Origin of the sequence: Gordonia oleivorans (assembly GCF_040044975.1) — a bacterium.
GTDB lineage: Bacteria > Actinomycetota > Actinomycetes > Mycobacteriales > Mycobacteriaceae > Gordonia > Gordonia oleivorans.
This window is the reverse complement of the sequence record NZ_JBDZDI010000057.1, coordinates 1-1,359: the sequence shown is the minus strand read 5'-3', so window position 1 is coordinate 1,359 and position 1,359 is coordinate 1. Positions and strand designations below refer to the sequence as shown.

At 62.4% G+C, this 1,359-nt stretch carries 1 protein-coding gene and 1 other annotated feature; the gene reads right to left on the bottom strand.

What is annotated here, in order from left to right:
* Positions 1-37 precede the first annotated feature (37 nt).
* Positions 38-1,305 (bottom strand): IS3 family transposase gene (locus ABLE92_RS26095; protein ID WP_348807662.1). Its coding sequence is split into 2 segments (ribosomal slippage): positions 38-1,032 and positions 1,032-1,305, totalling 1,269 coding nucleotides; the frame shifts between segments, so codons are not numbered across the junction.
* Positions 902-1,036, bottom strand: a sequence feature (AL1L pseudoknot). It overlaps the preceding gene by 135 nt.
* Positions 1,306-1,359: the final 54 nt, after the last annotated feature.

Sequence of the window (1,359 nt, the reverse complement as noted above, 5' to 3'; positions counted from 1 at the left end):
TGAAGCACCCCAGGTTTCGTGCCACCTCGTTGGTGGGCTACCTGCTGGTAGTGACCCCAGCGTAGTAGGTTGCCTCGTACTCGTTGGGCGGGACCAGGCCGATCGACCCGTGTAACCGGGTGGAGTTGTACCAGCCGACGTAACCCAGCGTGGCGTACTCGACGTCTGAGAGGCCCGTGTACGGCCCCGCGTGGAACACGGTGGTCTGGATGCACTCGGTCTTGTACAAGCCGTTTGTCGACTCGATCAGGGCGTTGTCGTAGGCGTCGCCGACCGATCCGATGGACGCGGCGATCCTTTCCAAGTCCAGCTTTCCGGTCAGTGCTACCGACGTGTACTGCGATCCCGCGTCACTGTGGTGGATCAGCTGTCCGGCCACCACAGGATGCCCTTCGCGTTCCCTCTCGGTCAACGCCATCCGCAGCGGAATCAGCACCAGCTGAACATCTTTCGACGTTGACGCATACCACGCCACGATCTTGCGGGAATACACGTCGAGGATGAATGCCACATACACCCAGCCCCGCCAGGTCCGCACATAGGTGAAATCGGTGACCCAGACGCGATTGGGGGCGGTCGCGGTGAAGTCCCGGTTCACCAGGTCCCCGGCCCGCTTTCCATCCGCGGCCGGGATGGTCGTACGAATCTTCTTACTACGCCGAATTCCTTTGAGTTCCAACATCTTCATCGCACGATCAACAGAGCCGTAGGACACGTCGGGCAGATCTGTGCGCTGCAGCTGAGCATGCATCTTCGCGCGCCCGTACAGTCCCTCCGGAGTCAGCCGCCGGCGGCCGTGATCATCGGTACGCCAGGCGATATCGCGGATCTTGTCGACCGTGACCGCATCGGACTCCGTGCGGCGGGCAGGCGGGCGGGTCCGCCAGGCCCGGTAGGTGCGTGCGGCGATCTGACAGCCCTGCTCAGACAGGACTCGGCAAATCGACTCGACCGCAACACCTTTCGAACGCATCTGATCGATGAACCCGATGATCATCGCTTGCGGGGGTCGAGTTCCCCCACGAAGAAAGACGTTGCCGCCTTCAACACCTCGACGTCCTCACGCAACCGCTTGTTCTCGGCCTTGAGACGCTTGACCTCAGCATGCTCTGCACTGCTCGCACCAGCCCGACGACCCCCATCGATCTCGGCCTGCACCGCCCACCGGCGCACCGTCTCCTTACCTACCCCGATCTTCTTCGCGATCGCTTCCGCCGCCGCGGTGGTCGACGAGTACTCCCCGCCATGCTCGGCCAACATCCGCAACGCACGCGCCTTGACCTCCGGATCAATCTTCTTGGGCATACCGCTCATCCTTCCTGACTCAAAAGGAAGCGGCACGAAACCCGGGGGGATTCA